The organism is Bacillus haimaensis, from assembly GCF_048270625.1.
GTDB lineage: Bacteria > Bacillota > Bacilli > Bacillales > Bacillaceae_I > Sutcliffiella_A > Sutcliffiella_A haimaensis.
The window spans coordinates 2,426,408-2,445,885 of record NZ_CP158164.1 but is presented as its reverse complement, the minus strand read 5'-3'; the positions used below and the strand labels follow the sequence as shown (position 1 = coordinate 2,445,885).

The following is a 19,478-nucleotide window of genomic DNA, read 5'->3' as shown; positions in this document are numbered from 1 at the left end:
CCTTTCATCTTGATTATCTTTACTTCTATTTTGCTTTAGAAAATTAAAACTATGTCAAGAAGGTGATGTTTTGTACCAAGGTGTGTTTCTTGATCGAGATGGCGTTATCAATGAAGTACTGACGAAACGGGTCAAATTTGTAAATAACCCTGATGATTTTCACTTTCTGCCTGGAGCTTTGGAAGGGATACGGTTACTGACTGAAGCGGAATTCAAGCTGTTTGTCGTTACCAACCAGGGAGGAGTGGGTCTCGGATATATGAAAAGTCAAATGCTCGAGGATATTCATCTTCACATGGTTAAAGAGATCAGCGCTGCCGGGGGAAGGATTGAGGAAGTGGCTGCTTGCATCCATAAGCCGCATGAAGGGTGTTTGTGCAGAAAGCCTGGGCCGAAGATGATTGTTGATCTTGCGGAAGGTCATAAAATCGATTTGCCACGGTCTTATATGATAGGGGACAGGGCGGTCGATATAGAGGCAGGAAAAGCGGCAGGAACAAGAACCGTATTCATCGGGGAAGAATTCGGGGTAGGTGATTACCGTTTCGCTTCCTTGTTGGAGGCTGCGCAATGGCTTGTTAACCATAAGCAAAGGGACCAGCTAGTTTAGCTGGTCGCTTTCTTGCGTGTTGTACGTTTTTTAGGTTTCGCTTTTTCTTTCTCGCTTTTTGGCTCGGCAGATTTCTTTGCTTCCGTTTTCTTTTTGTCAGGTTTCAATTCCTGATCCTTTGTACGCTCTATACTCGCCTGAAGGGCACTCATAAGATCAACGACATTGGTTTTGCCTCCCGCATCCTTTGGTGTTGCAGTACCTTCCTGGTTGTTCACTTTTTCTTCTATTAGGGCGAGTACAGCTTCCCGATAGTCGTCATGGTATTTTTCTGGATCGAATTCGGTGGTAAGCTGGTCGATCAACATGATGGCCGTCTTCAATTCCTGTTCGTTCACATCCGCTTTTTCCGGCACGCTTGGTACTTCGCCAACTTCTCTCACTTCGTCCGGATAATGGACGGTTTCCATGACCAGGCAGTTTTGGTAAACCCGGACAATCGCAAGCTGCTTCTTGGAGCGGATCGTGATTTCCGCCACCCCGATTTTTTTGGAACTTTCCAGCGCCTCGCGGAGGAGTGAGTAAGCTTTGCTTCCATTTTCACCAGGTCCGAGAAAGTAGGATCGGTTGAAATAGATGGGATCAATGTCCTCAAGTTTCACAAAATCGATGATTTTCACGCTTTTATCTTCATGTTGTTCTTTCAATTGTTTCAGTTCTTCATCATCCAAAATGACATATTTCCCTTTTACATATTCATATCCTTTAACAAGGTCGGAAGTATCCACCTCTTTATCGCAATTGGGACAGACCTTTTCATACTTGATTGGGGTATTGCACTCTTTATGTAGAGTGCGAAGCTTGATATCCTTGTCCTCGGTTGCAGAATACATTTTTATGGGGATATTGACAAGACCAAAGCTAATGGAGCCCTTCCACATTGTATGCATGGTTCTCACCTTACTTTTCGCATGTATTTTTTTTGACTCTTGAACACCGCTGTTGATTTCCGCACTAGGCTACGCTTTCCGCGGGGCTAGCGTGAGCCTCCTCGGCTTCGCCTGTGGGGTCTCCACTGAACACCATCTCCCGCAGGAGTCTTCGCCTATTGCTCCAATCAGCAGCTAGATTCTTAAAAAAACCTACACTAAACACTAACAAAGACCCTTTTGTAAAAGTTACACCTTGGGAAATGAAAATAAAGTGCAGACGTTATGCATCACTTGTCGCCCCTGTTGATTGGAGTGCAAGGTGTGAGACTCCTCGAAAATGCAAGCATTTTCTTCGTGCGATGTATCGCTGCCGCAGCCTTCCTTGTCCTGCGGGAGATAGTGGTAGACTTGAGACCCCGCAGGCAAGGCCGAGAAGGCTCAAGCACCGCCCCGCGGAAAGCGAACGCCTGGAACGGAAATCAACAGGGAGTCAAACAGTCTAACACTCATTCACTGATTATTATTTGAAAATTTAGATAAAAGCACTTTCTTTGTGCTTCCTGTTAGTTTATCCTGAAAAAAAGAGAAGAGTATTTAAAATTTTGGAAGGGGGGAAATTATGTGCGGTTATTTTTTTACGGGGTTTCCAGGTTTTATCTGTCAGGAGCTGGTGAAGGAAATACTGAGTAAAGATCAGCAGCTGAAAAAGTTTTTTTTGCTGGTGCTTCCTACAATGAAAAACCAGGCAATTCCCATTATACAAAACTTGCAGCTTCAATATCCTGATACAAGCATCACACTCATTGAAGGAGATATTACTCAGCCAAATTTGATGATAAGTGACAAGGATTTCACGATTTTAAGACAAGAGGTGAATTATGTATTCCATTTAGCAGCGGTCTATGATTTGGCTGTGAAAAAGGAAATTGCCTATCATGTAAATGTTAATGGGACAAAGCAGATTCTTGAATGGCTTAAAATATTACCCAACCTGAAGAGGTTTATATATTTCAGTACAGCATATATCGCTGGCCTAAGGGAAGGAATCATCTATGAACAGGAGCTGGAGCATTCAGCTGGTTTTAAAAATCATTATGAGCATACAAAATACCTTGCCGAAATGCTGGTTGAGGTGGAGAAACAGGTGATTCCTACCACTATCATCCGTCCAGGTATCGTTAAGGGCCACAGCGAGACAGGGGAGACAATAAAGTTTGATGGACCCTATTTTATGCTGAATTTTCTTGACACCTTGAAATTCCTGCCGTTCATTCCACACCTTGGGCGAGGTGAAGCAGAGTTTAATGTGGTACCAATCGATTATATTGTAAAGGGGACCTGTCATCTTGCTTTTTCGGAAAGGGCTGAAGGGAAAACCCTCCACTTAACGAATCCGTCGCCTATCTCCATTAGGGAGGCTTACTGTATTGTTACTGAAATTCTGCTTCACAAAGCTCCCAAAGGATCAATTCCTCTCATACTTGCGAAATCATTTCTGCTTGTGCCTACAGCAAGAAAGTGGTTGAAGGTCGAACGACAGGCATTAGACTATTTTACTTGGAAGGGAAGCTTCGATTGTTCGGAAGCGAGAGGAATATTAACGGAAGCAAATATTCACTGTCCGTCCTTTAAAGAAACGGCAGATAATATGGTGAAGTATTATAATCAGCACAAAAGTAACCGGATGAAACATGTTCAGATTAGCTAAATTAGGAAGGAAGTTAGCCTTAATGTCCGGGTTGGCTTCTTATTTTTTGTAATTTAGTAAACATATTGACACGGTAGGGTTGGGTAATTCGAAGTATTATAAAATTATTTTTTGTTTCTCCCCGCAAAAATTGAAACATTCACGTAACATTTGGTGAGAGTGAATCAGCTTTCATAAAATGTAAAAGGAGGAATTAAGCAGAAACAGCAACTTTCATGGTTGAAATTGGATTATTTTATTCGGATTTAGGGTCATTACATAAGAAAAGGAAACGAAACAGTAAAAAGGGTTTGTGCATTTTTGTTGCACAAAAAGTGTCTTAACAGGTTTTTACATTGACATTTTCTAGAGAAAACGTCACCTTTATATATAGAAAGGTGTCTTTTTCGAGATAATGAAAAAGCCTCCTTCTTAAAATTTGCTTAATATACGGACTCATAGATGCAAATATCATGATTCTTTAAGCAGGGAGAGAGGTGAGGCCAGTGCTGAGCCTACTTTTTAAAATCGGCAAGCGACGCACCAAGTCCCTCGAGGATGAAGTGCTAGAAATTCAAGCTGGCAATCTACAATTACAAAACCAATTAATTAATAAATATAAACCATTTATCGCTAAGGCTGTATCCTCTGTCTGTAAAAGATATATAAATGAGACAGATGATGAATTCAGCATAGGACTGATTGCTTTTAATGAAGCAATTGAAAAATACTCAAAGGACAAGGGAAGTTCCCTTTTATCCTTCGCAGAATTGATTATTAAACGCAGAGTGATCGACTATATAAGAAAAGAAAGCAAAAACATAACGGTCACGATGTCAGAGCAGGATGTCGACCAGGATGATTATGCATCAAATAAGATTGAAGCAACGTTATCAGTCGAAGAATTCCAGAAGCAAATCGATCAGGAGCAGCGTAAAGAAGAAATTCTTTACTACCAGGCTGTCCTTAAAGAATTTGGTCTTTCTTTTTCAGACCTGCTGGAATGTTCACCTAAGCACGCGGATGCCCGCCAGAATGCTATAGAGGTTGCGCATACATTGGTTCAAAACCAGGAGTTGAAGAAGCATCTTTTTGAGAAGAAGATGCTGCCGATGAAACACCTTGAAGGTTTGGTTGATGTGAGCAGAAAAACAATAGAACGTAACCGGAAATACATTATCGCGGTGTCCATTATATTATCGGGGGATTATATATATTTGAAAGATTATTTAAAAGGGGCGGTTACGATTGAAAAAAGGGATTGTGCTCGAAGTTCATGACGACTATGTCACAATGCTCACCCCGGATGGAGAGTTTTTGAAGTCCAGAAAACAAAAGGGGCAAGTGGATATCGGAGAGGAAATCATTTTTTTTCCTTTGCATAGGGACGCAGCGGAGAAGAGGAAACTGACCTCTTTTTTCAAGATGAAGTGGGCTATTGTCACGATGCTTACTGCAGCTGTTTTGTTTATGTCCTTCTATCCGAAATATGTAAACAATCAAGTTTATGCTTACGTTTCATTGGATGTGAATCCAAGCCTGGAATTGGGATTGAATAAAAATATGCAGGTCGTTTCCATTGATGCATTTAACGATGAAGCAAAATTGCTACTACCACGCTTGGGTGATTGGAAAAATGAAGATCTTAGTAAAGTTTCTTCTGACATCATGGAGTTGATACGCCAAGAAGGTTATCTCAAGGCCGGTGGGGAGATCGTCATCGCATCTGTTCTCGAAGACAGCGAAAATCTGGTGTGGAAAAAGAAAATGCAAAATGAACTAACATCATTCTCTAAAAATCTCAAGGTGGAAAATGTCAGTGTAACTACGATTGAGACAACTATTGAAAAACGTGATGAAGCAATTAAGCAAGGGGTTTCTCCTGGTACATATGTACAAAACGAACGTAAAACGGAATTGGTCGATTCTGAAGATACGTCAAAAGCAACTGAATCGAATGAAGAAATTCAGGTTGTGCCAAGCAAAGTCACAAATGTTGAGCAACTAGGGGTTAAAACTGAGCCGGAAAAGCCGGAGCTTCCTGATGCAGTGCCGAACAAAAATTGGAAAGATACAGAAGGAAAACAAGAAAGAAAACAGCTCCATGATGAAACAAAGGAACAAAGAAAAGAAAATCGTGACAAGTTTAAAGGAGAGAAAAAAGAGTATCGCGAGCATGAAAAAGGGGAAAAACGGAATCAAAGAGAAGAACGAAAACAAGAACGAAAACAAGAACGGGAACAAAGCCGTGAGGAAAGAAAAGAAGAGCAGAACCAACGTAAGGAAGATAGAAAAAATGAGCGTTGGCAAAACAATAATGACCATCATAACCGAGACAAAGACAGACACTAATTAATTTTGGCTAATGCTATTATCCAACTAATAATATTTTCAGAAAGGCTCCTGAAATCGGGAGTCTTCTTCTTATTTATTCTGATTCTGCAACAAAATAAATCCCAGAGCAGAAAGCCCTGGGACTCGCCAATTTATTTAATTATTTTCCTTTAAGTTGAGATTGTGCTTGAGCTACTAGGCGTTTGGTAATTTCTCCGCCAACAGATCCGTTGGAACGGGATACTGTATCTGAACCAAGTGTTACGCCAAACTCTTGAGCGATTTCGTATTTGATTTGATCTAAAGCCTGTTCTATTCCAGGAACCAATAACTTGTTGCTGCTTCTAGCCATGGTAATCACTCCTTTTTTATATACAACTTTTGTAGTTAAGTTGTATAGTTAGTATGAGGCAAAAGAAACGATCGATACTAGTATATATCAGACAAAACATGTAATATAATGAGGATTATGAAACTTTTTCATAAGAGAGTCGTACATAGAATAAGAAATCAGAAATCAGTTTCACATTGAAAGGGTTCCAATGATAAAAATTAAAAATGCATTCAGTAACAAAATACATCATTTTTCACCTGCACAGTTGATCTTCACTTTCTATTTAGTTGCGGTAGTGGTCGCCGTCTCCTTACTGAGCTTACCGATTGCCAGACAGGAGGGGGCTGATTGGACATTTATTAATGCATTGTTCACTGCAGTCAGCGCTGTCAGTGTAACAGGTCTTACAACTGTAAGTATAGTGGATACCTTCACCGTACCAGGTATTATTATTTTAGCTTTTGTTCTGCAGTTTGGTGGAGTAGGAGTAATGGCAGTTGGTACGTTTATCTGGCTCATCCTGGGAAGAAAAATCGGCCTGAAAGAAAGAAGATTGATGATGATTGACCAAAATCAATCAAATTTATCTGGAATAGTGAAGATGATAAAGCACATCCTTATTCTCATTCTTACCATTGAGATTATCGGAGCCTTGATATTGGGAACATATTTTTTATCTTTTTATTCAACATGGCAGGAAGCCTATTTGCATGGTTTCTTTGCATCTGTCAGTGCCACGACAAATGGAGGATTTGATATAACAGGGGAATCGTTGGTACCTTTTGCAAATGATTACTTTGTTCAATTCATCACCATGATTCTTATCATTACTGGAGCCATCGGTTTTCCCGTTCTGGTGGAAGTCAAAGAATTTATCGGAAATAAAGGGGGACGATTCAGGTTTTCCCTTTTCACCAAAATTACTACTATTACGTTTGCTTGTTTGATCACCTTTGGAACAGTTGTCATTCTTCTAATGGAATTTAACCACTTTTTTAAAGGAATGTCCTGGCATGAGTCCTTTTTTTATGCGCTGTTTCAATCTGTTACAACAAGGAGCGGGGGACTCGCAACCATGGATGTGAGTGAATTTACAGTCCCAACCTTGCTGATTATGAGTGGACTGATGTTTATAGGTGCCTCACCAAGTTCAGTCGGTGGCGGAATAAGAACGACTACCTTTGCTTTGAATATCCTGTTTTTATTCCACTTTGCACGAGGCAACAAGTCCATTAAATTATTCCGCAGGGAAATCCATGAGGAGGATTTGATCAAATCGCTCGTAGTATTATTGCTTGCAATATTCATTTGCTCCTCCGCGGTAATCATATTAAGCATTACCGAACCCTTCAGCCTGATACAAATCTTATTTGAGGTGTGTTCTGCGTTCGGAACTACCGGCCTCTCCATGGGCATTACCGCAGATCTAACCACGATCGGAAAATGCGTGATCATGTGCCTGATGTTTATCGGAAGAGTAGGCTTACTCACATTCCTATTCATACTCGAAAGCAGGCAAAAACCGCCAAAATACCATTATCCAGTTGAACGGGTCATCATAGGATAGCCTATACGTAAAAGGCCAGTCACTCTCTCAAAAATCGGAGTGACTGGCCTTTCGACGTTGTGGAGGAAATTCCTGCCGGGGTCTGGCCCCATAATCGTAATATTTTTTGTCATTTGGTTTCATATTAAGAGGGATGAAATAATTTAAGGTAGGTACGCGAGATGGAACATGAGAAAAAATGGGCAATTGCTTCGCTGGCATCGATACCATTGGTCATGACTCTTGGTAATTCGATGTTAATTCCTGTTTTGCCTACTATAGAGAAGAAGCTTAAGATAACTTCTTTTCAAGTAAGTATGATTATTACAGTGTATTCTATTGTTGCGATTATTTTAATTCCTATTGCAGGATATTTGTCAGATCGTCTGGGACGAAAAGCTGTCATTATTCCAAGTCTGATCATAACGGCAATTGGGGGTGTCATTTCAGGCTGGGCGGGCTGGAAAATGAATGACCCATATTGGATGATACTTGTAGGACGGACTTTGCAGGGGGTGGGAGCTGCTGGGGCGGCACCAATCGTCATGCCTCTTGTCGGTGATATGTTTAAAAGTGACTCTGAAGTAAGCAAAAATTTAGGGATTATTGAAACCTCCAATACACTTGGCAAAGTGTTAAGTCCTATATTGGGTGCGGTACTTGCCGGTTTTTTCTGGTTTCTTCCTTTTTTTTCTATTCCGGTCTTTTGTCTCGTTTCTATTCTATTAATGATTTTTCTGGTGAAATCGCCAAAGAAAAAAGAAGAGCCGTTGCCATTTAAAGAATTTCTTCAAGCTGTGAAAGCAATCTTTAAAAAGGATTGCAAATGGTTATTAGCCATATTCTTTATCGGTTGTATATTAATGTTTGTTCTATTCGGGGTTTTATTTTATTTATCAGATTTATTGGAGAAAAAGCATCAGATCGATGGAATCAAAAAAGGACTTTTCTTGGCAGTTCCATTGGCATCCCTTTGTATTGCCTCCTTTGTCACAGGAAAAAAAATCGACAAAAATAAAGTATTGATGAAATGGCTGATTGTCATCAGTATTGCTGTCTTAGGCGGTGCGGTTTTTGCTAACAGCTTCTTTTCCAATGTATGGGTCACCATGGGTCTTTTTCTTATAGGTGGGATCGGGATCGGGGTGGCGCTGCCAAGTCTTGATGCGCTTATTACCGAAGGAATAGAGAAAGAGGAAAGAGGGACAATTACTTCCATCTATAGCTCCATGCGATTTATTGGAGTGGCATTAGGACCGCCAATGGTGGCACTATTGATTAAAAAGTCAGACAATATGATGTTCTACGTATTGGCTGGGACTTGTGCCGCTGCTCTACTTATTTCTTTTAAAGGGATTGATCCGCCCAAGGGTGAAGAAACTCCACCGGATGATTGTTAAACAATAAAAGGAAAAAGCAGCCATGGTACATGCTCTGGCTGCTTTTTCCATTTTGCTTTCAGTCTCTTCCGTAACTCACGTCTTTATCGGGATGTGTGAAAGGGACTCCTTGAGGCTTCTTTGACTTTTCTACAAGTTCACGATTTTCACTAGAGTTCCATCCAATATCATTAGTCGGATGCACCCATTGGTCTCCTGCCATGACAGATGGGTCCACCTCATCGGTCCAGTTGTTCAAGGGAGATTCTTCGGAATTATACAAGCTATCCCCTATTACAACACCATGCTCATTCACAAATGGTGGCTGCATTTTAATGCCTGACCCTTTAAATGAGGGGGAATTAATTTGATGGGGCATCGTCTCCTCCATAAAAGGGTTTTCGAGGTCTTTATTTTTTTTCGTCATTATTTTTCACCTCCGTGGGGGTATAGTTTTAGCATTTCTATAAAATAAATAAGTATGTAAGAAATGAAAAGGAGATGGGCTAGATGAACAAGGAATATGGATATGCAAACATTCCACAAGAGAAGCTTGGGGCCATTACAAAACTCGAAAACCAGATGAGGGAAGAGCTAGGGGAAGAGATTGTTCTAATCGCTTATGAAAAAAACGCAAACGGGCATGATAAACATAATTCAAGGGGGTGAAGAGGATGGCAAAACGGAAAGTGGCACATGATGCAGCAAAAAATAATAACAAGACTCCGAAGGAAAGTCTGCCTGATACTGAGTTTGCAGCAGAGTATCAGACAGAGGATATGATCCGTGGTGCAAATCGCAACTCGAAAAAAGGAAGACAAGGCAGGTAAGGAGGATAAATAATGGACAAAGGTGCAAAAAAGAAAAAGCAGAAGCAGGCACATAAAAAGGATCATGCCATTCCTGAAAACAGATTAAAAGAGGAATTCGGTCCTGAGTTTGGAGATCCGAATGCCGCGAAAGCGTTTGAAGGTGCTATCGAGTCTAAAAATAAAAGCAAAAACAAAAAATGCTAGCATCAGCTAGCATTTTTTACTGTTGAATTCGGAATGGGAAACACTTCTGTTTGATTCGTGGACTGATTGAAATACACGAGCAGATAGCTTTCCGCTTGTTTGATTTCACCCGTCTGCAAATAGTGAGAAAGATCGAAGGAAACAGATTCAAGCATAGTGTGCTTATACAATTCTTTTTCGTTAAGCTTCAGTGCCGTGAATTTTTCCCCTAAAATTTCTGGTGACTGCAAGACGTTTTGATAAAGTGAAGATCGACCCTGCTTTGTCAGCTTGTCCTGCCACCAAGGCTTACGTGGTTTGAATTTCTGATGAAGAAGATAGTCGTACTTCATCAGACCTTCTACAACGTCAAGAGAATTCCGGTCAGATTCCTCCAGAAAGGCATAAAGGCGTTTGTATAGATCCTCGAGCTGGTGACCGATTCTCGCCCATCCCTGCATATCCCAAAAAGAGCCGAATTCCTGGAAAAAGTCGAAAGGCGTCGGGAAGACATTTGTCACCAAATGCTCCACAGTCGTATCCATTCTATGGTCATTCCAGAACTTCTCCAATACATCCTCTACCTGCTTGATACGAATGATATCATCAAAGCTCAATATGTTATTGCCCAAGATTTCATATGGAGCATGGTCCATGTAGATATAGTCATGCTCATGGGCACGAATTCGGAGTCCTGTTCCACGAAGCATCTTCAAAAAGCCAAGCTGAAGCTCCTCAGGTCGAAGCGCAAATACATCGTTGAACGTATTCTTGAAGGAATCGTAATTCTCTTCAGGCAGGCCTGCAATTAAGTCAAGGTGCTGGTCGATTTTGCCGCCTTCCTTGACCATCGTGACCGTTCTTGAAAGCTTAGCGAAATTCTGTTTACGCATAACGAGCTCATTGGTCGCATCGTTTGTGGACTGCACGCCAATTTCAAAGCGGAACAATCCGGCAGGAGCTTCTTCATTTAAAAATTGAATTACTTCCGGACGCATGATATCTGCAGTGATTTCAAATTGGAATACCGTTCCTGGCTTATGTTCATCGATTAAAAAGCGGAACATCTCCATTGCATAGCTTCGGCTGATATTGAAGGTGCGATCGACAAATTTAATTGTTTTTGCCCCATTATCCATCAAAAATCTAATATCATCTTTTACTTTCTCACGGTCAAAGTAGCGAACTCCCACTTCAATGGAGGATAAGCAAAATTGGCAGCTGAAAGGACAGCCTCGGCTTGTTTCAAAATAGGTAACGCGTTTTCCAAGCTGGGATAAATCTTCCTTGAAACGGTATGGAGAAGGAAGCTCCTTCAAGTCGACCTTGTTGCGCTGTGGAGAAATGTTCTTTTCCTCGTCCTTGCGATATGCAAGACCACTGATGGAAGAGAAGTTTTTGTCCCCATTTAATTGCTCCAATAGTTGCTTGAACGTAATTTCCCCTTCGCCGATGACAATAAAATCAGCATCGCTCAGCCGGTCCAGCCAGTAGGAAACATCATAGGTCACCTCAGGTCCGCCAAGGACAATAATTAGCTCCGGATTTACCTTCTTTAACATACTCATGACTTTTATGGTCTCTTCGATATTCCAGATATAGCAGCTGAAGCCGATAACATCTGGCTTTTTCTGAATGAGATCGGAAACGATGTTCATGACTGGATCCTTTATCGTATACTCAACAAGATCCACTGTATATTCAGGTTCTGCATATGCTTTCAAATAGCGAATGGCAAGATTCGTATGAATGTATTTGGCATTGAGAGTTGTCGCAATTATTTTCATTTTAAGTCCATCAAACTCCTAGTAAAATAATCTAGTTTTACAAAATTAACTATAACTAATATATCTTATCATAATAAGGACTACAGGGTAACGAATTCCTCATTTTCGGAATCAGAGTAATAATCCCCTCCCCTGCCATTTACTACCTACCATTATCTACAAAAAAACTCGTAATATTACAACAGTATTTCTGAAATGACTTTTTTATTGCTTTATGTGTCGTAGAAAAGGAATTTCAGGTTGGGCGTAGAAGTTGTTAAAGGGATATAAAAATAACTTTTTTTATGGGGAAGAGTGATGATCCAACACATGGTGAAGGAAGAAACCAAAAAGTTGGAAGCAAAAGTGGAAGAGTTGCAGCAAAAACTCCATACCATGGAGAAGCAGAATATGTTTTTACAGCTTACTTTTGAACACGCCAATGATGGAATCATTTTGTTTAATAGAAACCTTGAATTTTTTCAAGTTAACAATAAAGCCTGTGAGCTATTTGAGCTTTCCAAAGAAAAATTGCTTCAACGGAATCTCTATGAATTCCTTGATCTGATGTCAAAAGAGGAAGTGAATTACCAGGAAGCCCAATTGGATAAATTGGGGGAAGCTGAAAATGAGCTGATCCTGCGATTGGATGATGGAAAAGTTAAGTTTGTCGAGTATTCGGCCGTGCGAAACCCTGATGAAAGTGGACTGGATATCTGCATCATCCGGGATGTCACCTCCAAAAAGTATCTGGAAAATGAAACGAACAAAAGCAAGCAGATGTATCATGATGTTTTCAATAGGGCTGTTGATGGTATTGTCGTTTTTGATAAAGAAGGGTTCTTCATTGATGTAAACCCGGCTTTCTGTTCAAATTTTGCCATGTCAAAACTGGATTTGCTACAGGCAAAGCTGGATGATTTTGTTGAGAATGATGCGAGATATAAAGTGGAGAAAATCTGGCTCTTACTGGACAAATATGGACGAGTGAGAGGTGAACTTCCTGTACTGCTACATAATGGGGAAAGGAAGAGATTCGAGGTCACCATCACCGCAAACATCTATGATGACTATTATTTGGCTATTATGCGCGACGTGACCGAAAAGAGAAATATGGAGCTGCAGCTTCAAAAAAGCGAGGAAAGATTCCGCGAAATGTTCCAGCACGCATTGGATGCCATTGTACTGGTGGACAATTTCGGAAATATTATGCGCGCGAACCCTGCTGCAAGCAGAGCGTTCGAACTGCCATTGGATGAACTGGAGAAATCAAAGCTGCAGGAGTTTGTCCAAAAGGGGACAAGTAAAGTACCTACCATCATCAAAGAGTTCAATAAAAAAGGCGAGATTCGGGAGGAGCTTGAGTTCCATATGCCGAATGGACAAAAGAAGCTCTTGGAATTTACTGCTAATAAAGGGATCATTGATGGATATAATATGATCATTTTCAGAAATGTAAGTGAGCGAAGAAAGATGGAAAAGGATCTGCGCGAAAGTGAACAGAAATTCCGTAAAATTTTTAATAACGCAATGGATGGTATTATCCTTTGGGATGATTCTTGCACAATCATTGATGCAAATCCAAATGCCAGTAAAATCTTTGAACTTTCACGGGAAGAACTGATGGCACAATGCCTGAAACAGTATATTCCAATGGAACGGATAGATGAAATGAAGCAACTATGGGTTCAATGTGAAGAAAATGAAGAGTTGAGTGGAGAACTATGCCATGATTATGGTAAGGGCCCGCGTATTTTTGAGTTCTCGGCAAAAAAGAATGTAGTGGAAGGTCTTCATATGACCATTTTCCGGAATATTACGGAGAAACGTGAAATGGAAGACCAACTCCGCAAGTCAGATACACTGACTGTGGTGGGGGAGCTTGCGGCTGGGATCGCACATGAAATAAGGAACCCCATGACAGCATTAAAAGGATTTATCCAGCTACTGCAAAATAGTATGGAAGACGGTCAGTATGCCATGTACTTTGATGTCATTACATCAGAACTAAAACGGATTGAGTCGATCATTACGGAATTTCTGGTTCTTGCCAAACCGCAAGCCATTTCGTATCAGCAAAAGAGCGTGGTCAAAATTATGCAAGATACGCTGGATCTATTAAGTGCACAGGCGGCTCTGGAAAATGTCCAGTTCGCAAGCTTCAATGAAGAAGAGTTACCGGACGTCTATTGTGAACCAAATCAATTAAAGCAGGTTTTTATCAATATTCTAAAAAATGCCATAGAGGTAATGCCAAAGGGTGGGACGGTTACTGTAAACCTTCAGCAATTGGAAAGCAGGCACCTCTTGATCTCCATCAAAGATGAGGGGTTGGGCATTCCAGGGGACAAATTAAAGAAGCTTGGGGAACCTTTCTACACGACAAAAGACAGGGGAACAGGCCTGGGTCTTATGGTAAGCTATAAAATTGTGGAAGAGCATAATGGTACAATAGAGGTGGAAAGTGAATTGGGGAAGGGTACAACCTTCCATATCAAACTGCCAATCACCCAAACCTTTAAAAGCTAGGCAATAATAGGAAATGGAGATTTTCATGTATACCTTTAAAAAGATGAATTCCCCGATTGGCCCATTATTCATAGTTTGTGATGATAAAAGTCTAGTTTCCATCCTGTTTGACGAAAAGGAGCTATTTGATAAATATCATTCTGTGACAATAGATGAAGATTCAGATTATGCTATGTGTGCAATGGTGGAAGAGCAATTAACCGAGTACTTTAATGGAGAGAGAATGGAATTCAGCATTCCGATGAATATGCATGGTACACCATTTCAGATGGAAGTATGGAATGCTCTGTGTGATATACCATATGGAACAGTAAAAAGCTATCAGGAAATTGCAGTAGAAATCAATCGCCCATTGGCTGTAAGAGCAGTTGGGCAGGCAAACAGGAGAAATTCTTTGCCAATCATCATTCCATGCCATCGGGTGATAGGGAAGAATCAGGCGCTAGTCGGCTATGCCGGTGATAAAATAGGAATGAAAGAACAGCTATTAAAGTTAGAGGGTGTACGATAGGGGAAACCCCTATCGTATTTTTTTGTACAATCTTTTATATAACCTGTATCAATTTTGCGAAAAAATCATATAATTTACTAACACTAAAAAAGTTGCGTCAGTGCAAAAAAAAGGAAGTGGAAGAAAGATGGGTAAAACAAACAAAATAGCCTTTTATACAAATGTATTATCTAAACTTCAAATAATCAGTGAACAGGAAAAAGAATTAATACTAAAGAATATGACAAAAAAAGGTTGAAAAACGCACTCAATTTGATTATCATCTAATTAGATGCATATCAAACTGAAAGGGTGTTTCCTCTGCAGTTAAATAAGTTGGTCAGTTTTCATAAGGCGATGGGAGATCAGACAAGGATTAAACTTCTGGTATTGCTGGCTGCCGAGCAGCCGTTAAGCGGACAAGTGCTGGCAGAAAGGTTGGGAGTCAAAGCACCGACCATTTCCCATCACATTGCAAAACTGAAGGAAGTAAGTGCCGTTTATGAACGAAGAGAAAAGAATACCATTTTTTATTTTCTGAATGAAAAATCCTTGAAACAGCATTCGGAAGGGCTGTTTCATGTACTGAACAGGGGGAGAAGTGAGGTGGAGAACATGGAGAAGGATAAAGAAAAGACTCAAATACTACAAAATTTCTTATTGCCGAGCGGTTTGCTGAAGACGATTCCGGCACAGAGAAAGAAGAAGTTGATCATTTTCGAGCATATCATCAAGGATCTGGAAATAGGAAAAAAATATACGGAAAAAGAGATAAACGAACACATCAAGCAATTCCATGAAGATTACGCAACAATCAGAAGGGAATTCATCATCAACCATTATATGTATCGGGAAAATGGAATCTATGAATTGAATCCGAAAGAGATGTGGGCAAAGTAAAGGACATGGCGCATAAAATTTGCGCTATGTCCTTTATATTTCAGATGAACAACTCTTTTATTTTTGAACGATAATCTCCTTTTATGATGCCTTTTTCGGTAATGATGGCAGTAATATATTCATTTGGAGTGACATCAAATGCGGGGTTGAAGACGGAAATCCCCTTAGGAGCCACCAACTGCCCTCCAATATAAGTCACTTCTTCTGAACCTCTCTCTTCAATGATGATTTCTCTTCCCGTTTCTTTCGACAGGTCAAAAGTGGATAGTGGGGCTGCAACATAAAAAGGAATGTTCAATGCATTTGCCAATATTGCAAGTCCGAATGTCCCAATTTTATTAGCGGTATCACCGTTTGCAGTAATTCTGTCAGCACCAACTATAATCGCGTTGATCCCCTTTGATTGGATGGTGTGTGCAGCCATATTATCCGTAATAAGTGTGACATCCACACCTGCCTGTTGAAGCTCCCATGCCGTAAGCCTCGCACCTTGCAGAACCGGACGTGTTTCGCATGCATAGACACTTAACGGAAAGTTCCTTTCTTTTGCCAGATAGAAAGGGGAAAGGGCTGTTCCATATCTTGCGGTTGCAATGGATCCTGCGTTACATATCGTCAGTACTTTATCACCTTTATCGAATAGGCTTAGCGCATGCTCTCCGATTTCCCTGCATGTTGCTTCATCTTCCATTTGGATATTGATAGCTTCATGGATAAGAATCGTTTTTGCTTCATTCACAGAAGAAGCAGTTGCAAAAGCGGATAGCAGGCGCTCCAAAGCCCAGAACAGATTGACTGCAGTTGGTCTCGAACTAGCCAGGTAATCACTGTCCCTTTTTAGCCTAACCTGAAAATCAGTGATACTTGAAGACTCGTATCCTTGAGCGGATAGGGCAAGTCCGTAGGCTGCCGTAATGCCAATGGCAGGGGCTCCCCGAACTTTTAATGTAAGAATAGCATCAAATACATCCTGTAGGGTGCATAGTTCTAGAAAAACAGTTTCATGCGGCAATTTTTGCTGATCGAGTAATCGGATGTGGGTATCTTTCCATTCTACAGAAAGTGGTATGTTTGTCAGGGTAGTCATGTTGTTTCATTCTCCTCTTTTTACTTTCTCAAATAAACGCTCCATATCTTTTGTGCTAGTAATGTTTGATTGCTGCAATATAAGTTGACGCCCGAGTTCGATAGCAATCTTTTTACTAGCCAATCTTCTTGATGAATCCTCGATTCCATCCAAGTCCGCTACATGTGCCAAACCGATTGTGCGTCGGATCAGTTCACATCCGGCAAAGCCTATGGAATCTTTGAAATATTCCTTGAGAACATACTCGAGATACCCTTTTGTTCTGGTGAAAGTTTCTACGCTTGAGGTGTGCCAAAGTGTGGTAAAGGTCTCCTCGAAAGTTTTCCAAACCTGATGAAGATGGGATAGGATGATGTCCCTATTTTCTTCAGTACGGGTAATGGCCTGGAATAAAAGATTTGCAAAAAATTGACCGATATCAAATCCGATTGGTCCGAAGAAGGCGAACTCGGGATCAATCACTTTGGTGTCTGTTTCATTGGCAAAAATACTGCCTGTATGTAGATCCCCATGAAGCAGGGCTTCTCCATGCGTCAAGAACTTATACTTCAGCTTAGCAACTTCGAGTTTCAGTGAATCATCCTGCCATAGTCTTTCAACCGTTCCTTTAAGTTCAGGTTCAAAATCATTGGTGTCGCTCTCATGGAAAGGGTCGCTGAAAACAAGATCCTCAGTTATTTTGCAGAGCTCAGGATTGCTGAAAGCTTGCTGCAATCCTTTTTTGACTTGTTGATTACAACCGAAATCGGAAGTGAAAAATAATGTTTTTGCCAAGTATTCACCGATATGGCGTGATAGGTTCGGGTAAGATTTCCCGGCTATGAAACCGGTTCTCACAATGTCCAAATGGGAAAGATCCTCCATGATGGTTAACGCTTTGACTTCATCAGTATGGTGAAGTTGCGGAACAAGCTCTGGAACCAATGGAATTGCGTTTTTAAGATAGTTCCCCTCGATGGTTGCACGATGCAAGGTCAAAGGCCAGCTTTCTCCCACAACCTTGGCATACGGCAGAGCCTGTTTGATGATGAGTGCTTTATCGTTCTCATTCTGGATGTGAAAAACGAGGTTTAGATTTCCGTCTCCGATTTCCCTGCATCGAAGTTGATCGTGGGCATGGAAGTATCCCAATTCCTTTATTAATTGAATGGCTGTAGCTTCCGTTAACGGCTGATAGCCTTCTTTTAGTGCAATTGTCATGTTTATTCCTCCATTTTTAAAAGTGTCAAAGGAGGGGCAATGAAAAATAAAAGCCCCTTTCCATAAGAAAGAGGCTTGAAGATTTGTTCTTCTCCCCTCTTATCTGCCAGAAATGATTTCTGCTGGAATTAGCACCGTGCCTTATGGAACACAAGGTTCCGGCGTTAATAGTTAACGCCCCGTCTCGCGACAGTATTACAGTCGGTTGCTGGGTTTCATCGGGCCAAATCCCTCCACCTGCTCTTGATAAGAGATCGTGAAAATATATCTCACGAATGTATTGAATTGTTGGAAAATTATCACTTGTTGAAAATAATACCAAGCACAAAAGAGGATTGTCAATAACTTTTTTTGATAAAGCTTTTGATTCCCTTTTGTGGGGGGCGTGCAAAACAGTTAAGAAAGCAGAGGTCTAACAACTAGAATAGTATGGATAAAACCTTGAAAAATAATTTCTCACCTGTTATTATTAAACTATTATTTTTGTTCGTCATGATGCAAAGTCAGAAACAAGTTTTCGTCTTGAAGTGGAATGTAGAGCAAGAATAGTAATATTATTTACGTGGGTAAACCACAAGGAGGAACAAACATGTTACAAGGTAAAGTAAAATGGTTCAATGCAGAAAAAGGTTTCGGTTTTATCGAAGTTGAAGGTCAAGACGATGTATTCGTACACTTCTCCGCTATCCAAGGCGAAGGCTTCAAAACTTTAGAAGAAGGTCAAGAAGTTTCTTTCGAAATCGTTGAAGGTGCTCGTGGACCTCAAGCTGCTAACGTTACAAAATAATGCTAGCCAAATAGAAAAGGATCCCAATTTGTTGGGGTCCTTTTTGTTTTGGGTTTTTACAGGTAGAAAAAAACTCCACCCTCAACAAAAAAGGTGGAGCCGTGAATCAATATTTTAATAGTATTGCGGTCTTCTATCCTCAAAGATAGGAATTTGCTTTCTTACCTCATCGACCTTGGCCAGATCGATTGTGGCTGAAATGGTATCTGCTCCTTCGCCTGCTTCAGCAAGGATCTCTCCCCATGGATCGATAATCATGGAATGTCCGGCGAACTCGTTCTTAGGGTCGGAGCCGGATCGGTTGCAGGCAATTACATAGCATTGGTTTTCAATTGCTCTTGCAATCAATAAAGTCCTCCAATGCGCGACTCTTGCTAATGGCCACTCCGCCACAACGAAAATGGCTTTGGCATTTTTCGTGGTATGTGCGCGAATCCACTCGGGAAACCTGATATCGTAACAGATGAAGCCTGCGCAGTCTTCCCCATCAAGCTTAAACATTCCATCTGTTTTTCCTGGCTGCAGGAAATGGTGTTCATCCATTAGACGAAACAGATGCAATTTGCTGTATTCCCCTGCAACCTCCCCGTCTTTATTAACTGTAAGCATCGTATTGTAGATTCCACGGTTGGTCTTTTTAGCAATTGACCCCCCGACAATATGGGCATTCTGTTCCTTTGCGAGTGATTTCAGGAATTTGGTCGTTACAAATCCTCCCGAGTCTGCAATTTTATCGAGTCTACCAAGATCATAGCCTGTAGACCAGAGCTCAGGTAGGACGATAATGTCCGGGTTATCTTTTCCTGCTTCTTTTACTAGCTCACACACTTTCTCTATATTGGCTTCGGGATTTCCGAAGGCGATATCAAACTGAATGCATGCAATCTTCCATTTCATGTGGTGGACCCCCTTTTTGAGAACAAATTATTTTTTATTTTTTGAAAAATTTCTTTACAAGTCGT

20 protein-coding genes and 1 riboswitch are annotated in these 19,478 nt (G+C 40.8%); of the genes, 13 read left to right on the top strand and 7 right to left on the bottom strand.

Annotation, left to right across the window (positions count from 1 at the left end; translation table 11 throughout):
* Positions 1-70 precede the first annotated feature (70 nt).
* Positions 71-610, top strand: coding sequence for a D-glycero-alpha-D-manno-heptose-1,7-bisphosphate 7-phosphatase (locus ABN702_RS12420; protein ID WP_417897163.1), 540 nt, complete (start codon positions 71-73; stop codon positions 608-610).
* Here the strand turns inward: ABN702_RS12420 and ABN702_RS12415 are convergent.
* On the bottom strand, positions 607-1,500 hold the full coding sequence (locus tag ABN702_RS12415) for a Ku protein (RefSeq protein ID WP_417897162.1): 894 nt from the start codon (positions 1,498-1,500) through the stop codon (positions 607-609). The two genes, ABN702_RS12420 and ABN702_RS12415, sit on opposite strands and share 4 nt — an antisense overlap.
* A gap of 601 nt (positions 1,501-2,101) precedes the next feature.
* Between ABN702_RS12415 and ABN702_RS12410 the strand changes: the two genes are divergently transcribed.
* From ABN702_RS12410 to ABN702_RS12400, 3 genes are all read left to right on the top strand, one after another.
* Positions 2,102-3,190, top strand: a complete 1,089-nt coding sequence (locus ABN702_RS12410) for an SDR family oxidoreductase (RefSeq protein ID WP_417897161.1) — start codon at positions 2,102-2,104, stop codon at positions 3,188-3,190.
* A gap of 476 nt (positions 3,191-3,666) precedes the next feature.
* Positions 3,667-4,449, top strand: a complete 783-nt coding sequence (sigI, locus tag ABN702_RS12405) for an RNA polymerase sigma factor SigI (RefSeq protein WP_417897160.1) — start codon at positions 3,667-3,669, stop codon at positions 4,447-4,449.
* A complete protein-coding gene (locus ABN702_RS12400) occupies positions 4,418-5,521 on the top strand; it encodes an anti-sigma factor domain-containing protein (RefSeq protein WP_417897159.1) in 1,104 nt (367 codons plus the stop codon). The genes sigI and ABN702_RS12400 overlap by 32 nt, the downstream gene beginning before the upstream one ends.
* A gap of 142 nt (positions 5,522-5,663) precedes the next feature.
* Here the strand turns inward: ABN702_RS12400 and ABN702_RS12395 are convergent, their stop codons facing one another.
* The gene (locus ABN702_RS12395) at positions 5,664-5,855 is read right to left on the bottom strand and encodes an alpha/beta-type small acid-soluble spore protein (protein WP_204419739.1); all 192 of its coding nucleotides are present in this window, start codon (positions 5,853-5,855) and stop codon (positions 5,664-5,666) included.
* A gap of 199 nt (positions 5,856-6,054) precedes the next feature.
* Between ABN702_RS12395 and ABN702_RS12390 the strand changes: the two genes are divergently transcribed.
* Together ABN702_RS12390 and ABN702_RS12385 are read left to right on the top strand one after the other, a co-directional pair.
* A complete protein-coding gene (locus ABN702_RS12390; RefSeq protein WP_417900894.1) occupies positions 6,055-7,404 on the top strand; it encodes a TrkH family potassium uptake protein in 1,350 nt (449 codons plus the stop codon).
* A gap of 161 nt (positions 7,405-7,565) precedes the next feature.
* The gene (locus tag ABN702_RS12385) at positions 7,566-8,783 is read left to right on the top strand and encodes an MFS transporter (RefSeq protein ID WP_417897158.1); all 1,218 of its coding nucleotides are present in this window, start codon (positions 7,566-7,568) and stop codon (positions 8,781-8,783) included.
* 58 nt (positions 8,784-8,841) lie between these two features.
* Here ABN702_RS12385 and ABN702_RS12380 read toward each other — a convergent pair whose 3' ends face one another.
* A complete protein-coding gene (locus tag ABN702_RS12380) occupies positions 8,842-9,189 on the bottom strand; it encodes a DUF3905 domain-containing protein (RefSeq protein ID WP_417897157.1) in 348 nt (115 codons plus the stop codon).
* Positions 9,190-9,272: 83 nt separating this feature from the next.
* Between ABN702_RS12380 and ABN702_RS12375 the strand changes: the two genes are divergently transcribed.
* From ABN702_RS12375 to ABN702_RS12365, 3 genes are read left to right on the top strand one after another with little or no spacing between them, the layout of a single operon-like run.
* Positions 9,273-9,431: a hypothetical protein gene (locus ABN702_RS12375; protein ID WP_417897156.1), complete on the top strand. Its 159-nt coding sequence runs from the start codon at positions 9,273-9,275 to the stop codon at positions 9,429-9,431.
* Positions 9,432-9,436: 5 nt separating this feature from the next.
* Positions 9,437-9,592, top strand: a complete 156-nt coding sequence (locus ABN702_RS12370; RefSeq protein ID WP_386636108.1) for a hypothetical protein — start codon at positions 9,437-9,439, stop codon at positions 9,590-9,592.
* Positions 9,593-9,604: 12 nt separating this feature from the next.
* The gene (locus ABN702_RS12365; protein WP_417897155.1) at positions 9,605-9,778 is read left to right on the top strand and encodes a hypothetical protein; all 174 of its coding nucleotides are present in this window, start codon (positions 9,605-9,607) and stop codon (positions 9,776-9,778) included.
* 2 nt (positions 9,779-9,780) lie between these two features.
* On the opposite strand, the gene ABN702_RS12360 is transcribed toward ABN702_RS12365, so the two are convergent.
* A complete protein-coding gene (locus tag ABN702_RS12360) occupies positions 9,781-11,544 on the bottom strand; it encodes a B12-binding domain-containing radical SAM protein (protein WP_417897154.1) in 1,764 nt (587 codons plus the stop codon).
* A gap of 297 nt (positions 11,545-11,841) precedes the next feature.
* Between ABN702_RS12360 and ABN702_RS12355 the strand changes: the two genes are divergently transcribed.
* From ABN702_RS12355 to ABN702_RS12345, 3 genes are all read left to right on the top strand, one after another.
* Positions 11,842-14,052, top strand: a complete 2,211-nt coding sequence (locus tag ABN702_RS12355; protein WP_417897153.1) for a PAS domain S-box protein — start codon at positions 11,842-11,844, stop codon at positions 14,050-14,052.
* Between the two features lie 25 nt (positions 14,053-14,077).
* A complete protein-coding gene (locus ABN702_RS12350; RefSeq protein WP_417897152.1) occupies positions 14,078-14,563 on the top strand; it encodes a methylated-DNA--[protein]-cysteine S-methyltransferase in 486 nt (161 codons plus the stop codon).
* A 300-nt stretch (positions 14,564-14,863) separates the two neighbouring features.
* Positions 14,864-15,442, top strand: coding sequence for a metalloregulator ArsR/SmtB family transcription factor (locus ABN702_RS12345; RefSeq protein WP_417900893.1), 579 nt, complete (start codon positions 14,864-14,866; stop codon positions 15,440-15,442).
* A 40-nt stretch (positions 15,443-15,482) separates the two neighbouring features.
* On the opposite strand, the gene mtnA is transcribed toward ABN702_RS12345, so the two are convergent.
* Positions 15,483-16,529 carry an S-methyl-5-thioribose-1-phosphate isomerase gene (gene mtnA / locus ABN702_RS12340; RefSeq protein ID WP_417897151.1) on the bottom strand — a complete coding sequence of 349 codons (1,047 nt, stop codon included), beginning with the start codon at positions 16,527-16,529 and terminating at the stop codon, positions 15,483-15,485.
* 6 nt (positions 16,530-16,535) lie between these two features.
* Positions 16,536-17,729, bottom strand: a complete 1,194-nt coding sequence (mtnK, locus tag ABN702_RS12335) for an S-methyl-5-thioribose kinase (protein WP_417897150.1) — start codon at positions 17,727-17,729, stop codon at positions 16,536-16,538.
* A gap of 96 nt (positions 17,730-17,825) precedes the next feature.
* Positions 17,826-17,982: riboswitch (SAM riboswitch) on the bottom strand.
* A gap of 336 nt (positions 17,983-18,318) precedes the next feature.
* On the opposite strand from mtnK, the gene cspD reads away from it, so the two are divergent.
* The gene (gene cspD / locus ABN702_RS12330) at positions 18,319-18,516 is read left to right on the top strand and encodes a cold-shock protein CspD (RefSeq protein WP_010192350.1); all 198 of its coding nucleotides are present in this window, start codon (positions 18,319-18,321) and stop codon (positions 18,514-18,516) included.
* 114 nt (positions 18,517-18,630) lie between these two features.
* Here the strand turns inward: cspD and ABN702_RS12325 are convergent, their stop codons facing one another.
* Positions 18,631-19,413 (bottom strand): carbon-nitrogen family hydrolase, encoded by a 783-nt coding sequence (locus tag ABN702_RS12325; RefSeq protein WP_417897149.1) that lies wholly within the window; start codon positions 19,411-19,413, stop codon positions 18,631-18,633.
* Positions 19,414-19,478 lie beyond the last annotated feature (65 nt).

Excerpts from the sequence above, each read along its gene's own strand:
- ABN702_RS12415 (WP_417897162.1), bottom strand. The coding sequence starts at position 1,500 with ATGCATACAATGTGGAAGGGCTCCATTAGCTTTGGTCTTGTCAATATC.
- ABN702_RS12410 (WP_417897161.1), top strand. The coding sequence starts at position 2,102 with ATGTGCGGTTATTTTTTTACGGGGTTTCCAGGTTTTATCTGTCAGGAG.
- ABN702_RS12395 (WP_204419739.1), bottom strand. The coding sequence starts at position 5,855 with ATGGCTAGAAGCAGCAACAAGTTATTGGTTCCTGGAATAGAACAGGCT.
- ABN702_RS12385 (WP_417897158.1), top strand. The coding sequence starts at position 7,566 with ATGGAACATGAGAAAAAATGGGCAATTGCTTCGCTGGCATCGATACCA.
- ABN702_RS12380 (WP_417897157.1), bottom strand. The coding sequence starts at position 9,189 with ATGACGAAAAAAAATAAAGACCTCGAAAACCCTTTTATGGAGGAGACG.
- ABN702_RS12375 (WP_417897156.1), top strand. The coding sequence starts at position 9,273 with ATGAACAAGGAATATGGATATGCAAACATTCCACAAGAGAAGCTTGGG.
- ABN702_RS12370 (WP_386636108.1), top strand. The coding sequence starts at position 9,437 with ATGGCAAAACGGAAAGTGGCACATGATGCAGCAAAAAATAATAACAAG.
- ABN702_RS12365 (WP_417897155.1), top strand. The coding sequence starts at position 9,605 with ATGGACAAAGGTGCAAAAAAGAAAAAGCAGAAGCAGGCACATAAAAAG.
- ABN702_RS12360 (WP_417897154.1), bottom strand. The coding sequence starts at position 11,544 with ATGAAAATAATTGCGACAACTCTCAATGCCAAATACATTCATACGAAT.
- ABN702_RS12355 (WP_417897153.1), top strand. The coding sequence starts at position 11,842 with ATGATCCAACACATGGTGAAGGAAGAAACCAAAAAGTTGGAAGCAAAA.
- ABN702_RS12350 (WP_417897152.1), top strand. The coding sequence starts at position 14,078 with ATGTATACCTTTAAAAAGATGAATTCCCCGATTGGCCCATTATTCATA.
- mtnA (WP_417897151.1), bottom strand. The coding sequence starts at position 16,529 with ATGACTACCCTGACAAACATACCACTTTCTGTAGAATGGAAAGATACC.
- mtnK (WP_417897150.1), bottom strand. The coding sequence starts at position 17,729 with ATGACAATTGCACTAAAAGAAGGCTATCAGCCGTTAACGGAAGCTACA.
- cspD (WP_010192350.1), top strand. The coding sequence starts at position 18,319 with ATGTTACAAGGTAAAGTAAAATGGTTCAATGCAGAAAAAGGTTTCGGT.
- ABN702_RS12325 (WP_417897149.1), bottom strand. The coding sequence starts at position 19,413 with ATGAAATGGAAGATTGCATGCATTCAGTTTGATATCGCCTTCGGAAAT.